A 7049-nucleotide genomic window follows, 5' to 3' on the forward strand; every position below is an offset into this window, starting at 1 on the left:
TCCAGCGCTGGCTGCGCCAGGAGCTGACGGGCTTCAAGCTGAAGGCGGCCGCGTGGCGGGAGGCTGAGCGCGTGGTGGTGCTCGACTTCCACAAGGAAGAGGAGGGGGCGCGCCGCCTGGTGCTGGAGCTGTCCGCGCCGGGCGGGCTGATGCTGCTGAGCGAGAGCGGCCGGGTGCTGATGCTCACCGGAGAAGGCCTGGCGCAGCGCAGGGGGCTGCACCCGGGCGCGGAGTGGCAGCCGCCGGAGCCGCTGGCGCCCGAGGCGCTGGAGAAGGCCCGGAGCGCACCTTCCCGCCTGGAGCCCGTGGCGGGAGCCTTCGCGCCTTACGCGGAGGCCGCCGAGCGGCTCCTGGGAGAGAGGGACCGGAAGAGCCGGGCGGAGGCCATCCGCCGGCGCCTCACGCAGCCGTACCGGGCTCGGCTCAAGCGCTCTGGACGGACGCTGGAGAAGGTGCGGGCGGAGGCGGCACGAGGCCCGGACGCGGAGGAGCATCGCCGTGTGGGCGAGCTGCTCACCCAGAACCTCCACCGCCTGCGCCGCGGGGACACCGAGGTGGCGCTGACGGCGTACACGGAGACGGGGATGGAGGAGGTGAAGGTGAAGCTGGACCCGAAGCGGACGCCGAAGGAGGAGGTGGACTGGCACTTCCACCAGTACAAGCGGCTCTTGCGAGGGGTGGAGCAGGCGCGGCGGCGCGAGGCGGAGCTGGCGCGTGAGGTGGCGCAGGCTCGGGCCGCCCTGGAGCAGCTCGAGCGGATGGAGGAGGCGGCGCTGCTGGCCCAGGCCGAGGTGCTGCACGTGCCCTCGGGCGAGGAGGGGCCTGCGGAGGGGCGTCCTTATAAGGAGTATGTGGGGCACGGGGGGCAGCGCATCTGGGTGGGGCGGGGGGCGGCGGACAATGACGAGCTGACCTTCAAGGTGGCGCGGCCGTACCACCTCTGGCTCCATGCGCGAGGGCAGCCAGGCAGCCATGTGGTGGTGCCCCTGGAGAAGGGCATGGAGGTGGCGCAGGAGGTGTTGCTGGATGCCGCGCACCTGGCGCTCCACCACTCGGGAGCCAAGGGGGAGCCGCGCGGCGAGGTGAGCTACGTGCCCGTGAAGTTCATCCGCAAGGTGAAGGGAGGAGCGCCGGGCCAGGTGCTCTACAGCCGGGAGAAGACCTTCCTGGTGCGCATGGAGCCCGAGCGGCTCGAGCGCCTGCTGAAGACACGGCACACGGAGCCTCCGCTCGCATGAGGACGCCCGAGAGTCCGGCCTGTGCGCGCTGCGCGAAGGCGCTCGGCAAGACGTGCTGCGAGCCGCGAGGGACGGAGCAGCTGGCCATGCTGACCCACGCCGACGTCGCCCGCATCCGCGAGCACACCGGCCTGCCCGCGCGCCGGTTCAGCGAGGAAGAGGGCGTGACCGAGGCCGAGGCCGCGCACTTCGAGACCCGGTGGCCGCTCTACCGAGGCTACTTTCGCCGCGGGCCCGTGCGCATCGTGCTGCAGGCTCGGGCGGGGGCCTGCGTCTTCTTCGTGCGCAGGGGTGGGTGCACACTTCCCTCGAACGTTCGTCCGATTGCCTGCCAGCTCTACCCATTCGAACAGTGGGCGGATGGAAGCTGGAGCCTGGCAGTGGGGCGCCACGGCGATCTCACGGTGGCGCGTGCGGAGGGCGGTGCGTGCCTGGCCGTGGAGGAGGCCGAGTCGATGGAGGAGATCCTCGCTTCGTTTGGTACCACGCGCGAGACGGTGGAGGCGCTGGGCGCGCAGCTCGCAGAGGAAGCACGGAGCCATGGTCGCGGTTGACGGCCTGACGGAGTGCGGGCAGCCAGCCTCCAGCGGCCTTGAGTCCGTGGGGGTGGCAGGTACGATGCTGGGCAAGAGATGAACCAGTACCCCCGCCAGATGTCGCTCTTCACGCTGTCCGGAAGCCCGTCGCCGACGCTGCGACCGGTGCCTCCGCCGCCACAGCCGCAGCCGCCTGTCCGCAACCGGCTGGTGGAGGAGGCGCCGCGTGTCGCCACCGAGCGAGACGAGCTGTTCTCCCGGGCGGAGTCGCTGGCATGGCGGCTCTCGGCGGACCTGGGGATTCCCGTCCGGCTGGCGGTGACGGACAACCGCTCGACGATGGTGTCCTTCCGGCGAGGGGGCAGCGCGCTGCAGCTGAGGCTGCACCACATGTTCCTGGACGCGCCCGAGCCCGTGCTGCGCGCGGTGGCGGACTACGCGGGCCGGGGGCACCGGGGCGCGGGGGGCGTGCTGGACGAGTACATCCGGGGCCAGCAGCCGCGCATCCGCCAGTTCCGCCGCGAGACGGACGCGGATCTCAACCCCGTGGGGCGCTGCTTCGATCTGCAGGCCCTCTTCGAGTGCGTCAACCGCACCTACTTCCAGGACGGCATCCAGGCGCGGATTGGCTGGGGGCGCATGCCGCCTCGGCGCCGGCGCAAGTCCATCCGCCTGGGAGTGTACGATCACCAGACACGGGAGATCCGCATCCACCCCGCGCTGGATCGCTCGGAGGTGCCGGCCTTCTTCGTGGAGTTCATCGTCTTCCACGAGATGCTGCATCAGCTCTTCCCGAGCACGGGCCGAGGCGGCCGGCGAGTGCACCACCCGCGGGCGTTCCGGGACCGCGAGAAGGCCTTCCCGCATTACCTGGCGGCGCTGCGCTGGGAGCGGGAGAACCTGAGCGTGCTGCTGCGAGGCTGAGCCCTCTGTCGCCTGGCAGCTCTTTTACCGTTTTACCGAGCGCCGGCGGCTCGTTGCGTTCTTGACCCAGCGTGACGCTCCCCCCATCCTCCGGTCCCCTATGCGACGAGCGAAGATTGTCTGCACCCTCGGCCCCGCCAGCCAGAGCCAGGAGATGTTGGAGGCACTGCTGGATGCTGGGATGGATGTGGCCCGGCTGAACTTCTCCCACGGCAGCCATGAGCAGCACGCGGAGAACATCGCGAAGCTGCGCGCGGCCTCACTGAAGGTGCGCAAGGCGGTAGGCATCCTGGGCGACCTGCAGGGCCCGAAGATCCGCACCGGCCGCTTCATCACCGGCAGCACGGAGCTGAAGGAAGGGGCCACCTTCTCCATCACCACGGACGAGAGCGTGAAGGGGACCGACGACATCGTCTCCACCACGTACCCGCTCCTGGCGGCGGACGTGAACCCGGGGGACCGCATCCTCCTGGATGACGGCCTGCTGGAGCTCAAGGTCATCGAGACGGACAAGAAGCAGCTGCTGCGGACACAGGTGGTGGTGGGCGGGACGCTGAAGAACAACAAGGGCATCAACCTGCCGGGCGTGGCGGTGCGCGCGGATGCGCTGACGCCGAAGGATCGCGAGGACCTCGTCTTCGGCATCAAGGCGGGCGTGGACTTCATCGCGCTGTCCTTCGTGCGCCAGCCGTCGGACCTGGACATGGCGCGGCAGGCCATGGCGGAGGTGGGCCGCCAGGTGCCCATCATCGCCAAGCTGGAGAAGCCGGAGGCCATCGCGCGGCTGGACGCCATCCTGGACAAGACGGACGGCGTGATGGTGGCGCGTGGTGACCTGGGCGTGGAGATTCCGCCCGAGGAGGTGCCGGCAGTGCAGAAGGACATCGTCCGGCGCGCCAACGCGCGGGGCCTGCCTGTCATCGTGGCCACGCAGATGCTGAACTCGATGATCGACAACCCGCGGCCCACGCGCGCAGAGGCCAGCGACGTGGCCAACGCGGTGTTCGACGGGGCGGACGCGGTGATGCTGTCCGGCGAGACGGCGAGCGGGAAGTACCCCATCGAGTCGGTGCAGATGATGGACCGCATCGTCCTGGCGGCCGAGTCGGCGACGCGGGCGCAGCACCTGAAGCGGGTGATCGAGGCCCCGCTGGGGCTGCCGTCGCACTTCCCGGACGTGATTGCCCGGGCGGCGTGCCAGGCGGCGGAGGCGAGCGGTGCTTCGCTCGTGGCGGCCTTCACGCTGTCGGGCGTGACGGCGCGGCTGCTGGCGCACTACCGGCCGCCGGTGCCCATCGTCGCGTTCAGCCCGAACCAGGAAGTGCGCCGCCGGCTGGCGCTGGTGTGGGGCGTGGTGCCGCGGGTGCTGGAGCCCATCCAGGACACGGAGGCGATGGTGCGGCGCGTGGAGGAGGAGCTGCTGACGCGCGGGCTGGCGCGGGTGGGCGATCGCGTCGTCATCGTCTTCGGCGCGCCGGTGGGGCAGCCGGGGAAGATCAACAGCCTGCGCCTGCACACCATCCAGGGCGCCTGAGCACGGGGCCTGGGCTCAAGCCAGGCCTTCGCTGCCCAGGAAGCGCCGGAACAGCTCCCCGCGGTGGTCCGGCGCGTCCTCGGGGCTGAGCAGTGCATCGAGCACGCAGCCAGCCGCCTCGGCGAAGGTGGCTGCCGCGAGCGCAGGGAAGCGCTGGAGCGCACGGTCGAGGAACACCGTGCCGAACTCGGCGTAGTACGCGCTGCGAGCGCCCTCGAGGATCACCGGATCCACCCACCGCAAGGGCGGCAGCCACCCAAAGTCGCCCGCGAGCGCCAGCTGCCGGTACCTCTCGGCCTTGCGGACGTCGTACCCGTTGCCGAAGCTGCTGCGCATCACCTCGTGGAACCGCTGCCTGGCGGCCGCCAGCGCGCCGAACTGCCGCTGGAACAGGGCCTGCACCTCGGCCTCCAGGGCAGAGTTGCTCGGGGAGCGGGGCTGAGGCTCGAAGGAGCGCCGCGACCAGGACGAGGGGAGCGGCAGATCATGGATCCGCATGACCGGATCATTCTGACTGCTCGCGAAATCCCGGCTTCCGGAGGGGCGCCAAAGGCTTGCGAGCGGACGCCACCTGGGGAGTGACGCAGAGCGTCTACTTCACCGAGCCCAGGGCCTTCTTGGGGACCTCGGCCTCGATGAAGACGGTGAGCAGCTCGCGGTCCAGCTGCCCGGCGGCGGCTTCCTTGCTGAGGATGTCGAGCGCGAGCGTGTAGGGCACGGCCTTCTTGTAGGGCCGGTCGGAGGCGGTGAGCGCGTCGTAGATGTCCGAGATGGCCATCATCTTGGACTGCACGGGGATGGTCTTCGCGGGGATGGCGCGCGGGTAGCCGGTGCCGTCGAGCTTCTCGTGGTGGGCGTAGGCGATCTCGGGGACGCGGCGCAGGGTGCGCGTCCAGGGGATCTGCGTGAGGAAGCGGTAGGTGTGCTCGACGTGGCTCTCGATCTCCTTGCGCTCCTCGGGCGACAGGGTGCCGCGAGCAATCGAGAGGGAGCGGATCTCCTTCTCGAGCAGCAGCGGCTGGGCCTGGTCGCGCGCATCCTGGAAGGTGACCTTGCGCAGCTCGCCGAGGCGCTCGAAGCCGCCCTGGGCCAGCACGGTGGGGCGGTTGCAGGTGAGGACGAACTCAAACACCTCGTCCAGGCGCTTGAGCTCTTCCAGGAGCCGGGCCTCCTCCTCGCCGTCGATCTCGGCCATGGCCTTGTCGCCGCGCACCTTCACGGCGGCCAGGCGGCGCTTGTAGCTCTGGAGCTGCATGTCCTTGCGCGCGATCTCGAAGCGGGCGCGCAGCATCTCCATCTCGTGGGGATAGAGCTTCTCGGCCTTGACGAGCACGGGCTCGCGCACGCCGACCTTGCCGAAGTCATGGAGCAGCGAGGCGTAGCGCAGCTCCTGGATCTCCACGGGGGTGAAGCGCGTCTTCGTGTAGCTGCCGGTGGACACGTGCTCCAGCGCCTGGGCGAGCCCCACGGTGAGATCGGCCACGCGGCCGGAGTGACCGGCGGTGGACGGATCCCGCGCTTCGATGGCCACCACCGACGCGGAGACGAAGCCCTCGAAGAGCCTGTTGATCTCCTCGTGGAGCAGGGCGTTCTCGATGGCGCCGGCCGCCTGGGCGCCCAGGGCCAGCAGCAGCTCCTCGTCCTCGGCATCGAAGATCCGGCCGCCGCGCTTGTTGAGGGCCTGGATGACGCCCGTCACCTCGCCATTGGCGTCACGCATCGGCGCGCAGAGGATGGTCTGCGTGCGGTAGCCGCTGGAGGTGTCGAACGAGCGGTTGAAGCGCTCGTCCGCGTAGGCGTCGGGGATGTTGATGGGGGTGCCGGTGGCGGCCACCTGGCCGGCGATGCCGCTGCCCACCGGGAGGCGGATCTCCCGCTTGGCACCCTGGGCGACCTTGCTCCACAGCTCGTTGCGCTCGCGGTCCAGAATGAAGAGCGAGCAGCGATCCGCCTCGACGACCTTGGAGGCCTCGAAGAGGATGAGCGGAAGCAGCAGGTCGAGATCGCGCTCCGCGCTCATCGCCTTGGTCACGTCGAGGATCGACGTGAGCTTCTGGAGACGGCGGGTCAGAGCGGTTTCGTCGGACGTGTAAAGCACCGGTGAGAGGCTCCGGAGTGATGGGCTGGGCCAGGAAGACGCCTCGTTCTATCACGACGAGTGAGGAGCCGGCCTGCCTGGCTGCCTCATAGGTTGGATAGCAAGGGGTCTGCAGGTGTGCATGCAGGGAATGTCCGGTACCGCTGGAAACCGGGAGCGGCTATGAAGCGGGCCCACCATGAGCCGTCGCGTCCTCATCTCTCCCTCGCTCCTGTCCTGTGATTTCGGCCGTCTGGCGGAGGAGGTCCGCGCCGTGGAGGCCGCGGGGGCGGACTGGATTCACGTGGATGTCATGGATGGCCGGTTCGTGCCGAACATCACCATGGGCCCGGTGGTGGTGGAGGCCATCAAGCGGGTGGCGACCCGGCCCCTGGACGTGCACCTGATGATCGTCGAGCCGGAGCGGTACCTGGAGGCCTTCGCGAAGGCGGGGGCGGACGTCCTGGGGGTGCACGTGGAGGCGAGCCCGCATCTGCACCGGACGCTGCAGCAGATCCGTCAGCTGGGGGCGAAGCCGGCGGTGGTGCTCAACCCCTCGACGCCGCTGGGGGCGGTGGAGGAGGTGCTGAGCGAGGTGGAGATGGTGATGATGATGAGCGTGAACCCGGGCTTTGGGGGGCAGAGCTTCATCGAGTCCACGGTGGACAAGGTGCGCCGGCTGCGCGCGATGCTGGATGCGCGGGGGCTGGAGGTGGACATCGAGGTGGACGGGGGGATCA

Annotated in this window: 7 protein-coding genes; 5 read left to right on the plus strand and 2 right to left on the minus strand. The window is 69.9% G+C overall.

Features of this window, described 5'->3' with window-relative positions; translation table 11 throughout:
* The 4 genes from VD972_RS43905 to pyk form a co-directional block, all read left to right on the plus strand.
* A partial coding sequence (locus VD972_RS43905) for an NFACT RNA binding domain-containing protein (protein WP_324995837.1) occupies positions 1–1238 on the plus strand: 1238 nt, incomplete at its 5' end.
* Positions 1235–1792, plus strand: coding sequence for a hypothetical protein (locus VD972_RS43910; RefSeq protein WP_324995839.1), 558 nt, complete (start codon positions 1235–1237; stop codon positions 1790–1792). The genes VD972_RS43905 and VD972_RS43910, both read left to right, overlap by 4 nt.
* 78 nt (positions 1793–1870) lie before the next feature.
* Positions 1871–2698, plus strand: a complete 828-nt coding sequence (locus VD972_RS43915; RefSeq protein WP_324995840.1) for a hypothetical protein — start codon at positions 1871–1873, stop codon at positions 2696–2698.
* 100 nt (positions 2699–2798) lie between these two features.
* Complete coding sequence (pyk, locus tag VD972_RS43920; protein WP_324995842.1) at positions 2799–4232, plus strand: pyruvate kinase; 1434 nt, start codon at positions 2799–2801, stop codon at positions 4230–4232.
* Positions 4233–4247: 15 nt separating this feature from the next.
* Here pyk and VD972_RS43925 read toward each other — a convergent pair whose 3' ends face one another.
* Positions 4248–4730, minus strand: a complete 483-nt coding sequence (locus VD972_RS43925; protein ID WP_324995844.1) for a hypothetical protein — start codon at positions 4728–4730, stop codon at positions 4248–4250.
* 94 nt (positions 4731–4824) lie between these two features.
* On the minus strand, positions 4825–6330 hold the full coding sequence (locus VD972_RS43930) for an HD domain-containing phosphohydrolase (RefSeq protein WP_324995847.1): 1506 nt from the start codon (positions 6328–6330) through the stop codon (positions 4825–4827).
* 178 nt (positions 6331–6508) lie between these two features.
* Here VD972_RS43930 and rpe point away from each other — a divergent pair.
* Positions 6509–7049: ribulose-phosphate 3-epimerase (gene rpe / locus VD972_RS43935; RefSeq protein ID WP_324995849.1), on the plus strand; the 541-nt coding region annotated here is incomplete at its 3' end.

This window comes from Hyalangium sp., from assembly GCF_035629615.1.
Taxonomy (GTDB): Bacteria; Myxococcota; Myxococcia; order Myxococcales; family Myxococcaceae; genus Hyalangium.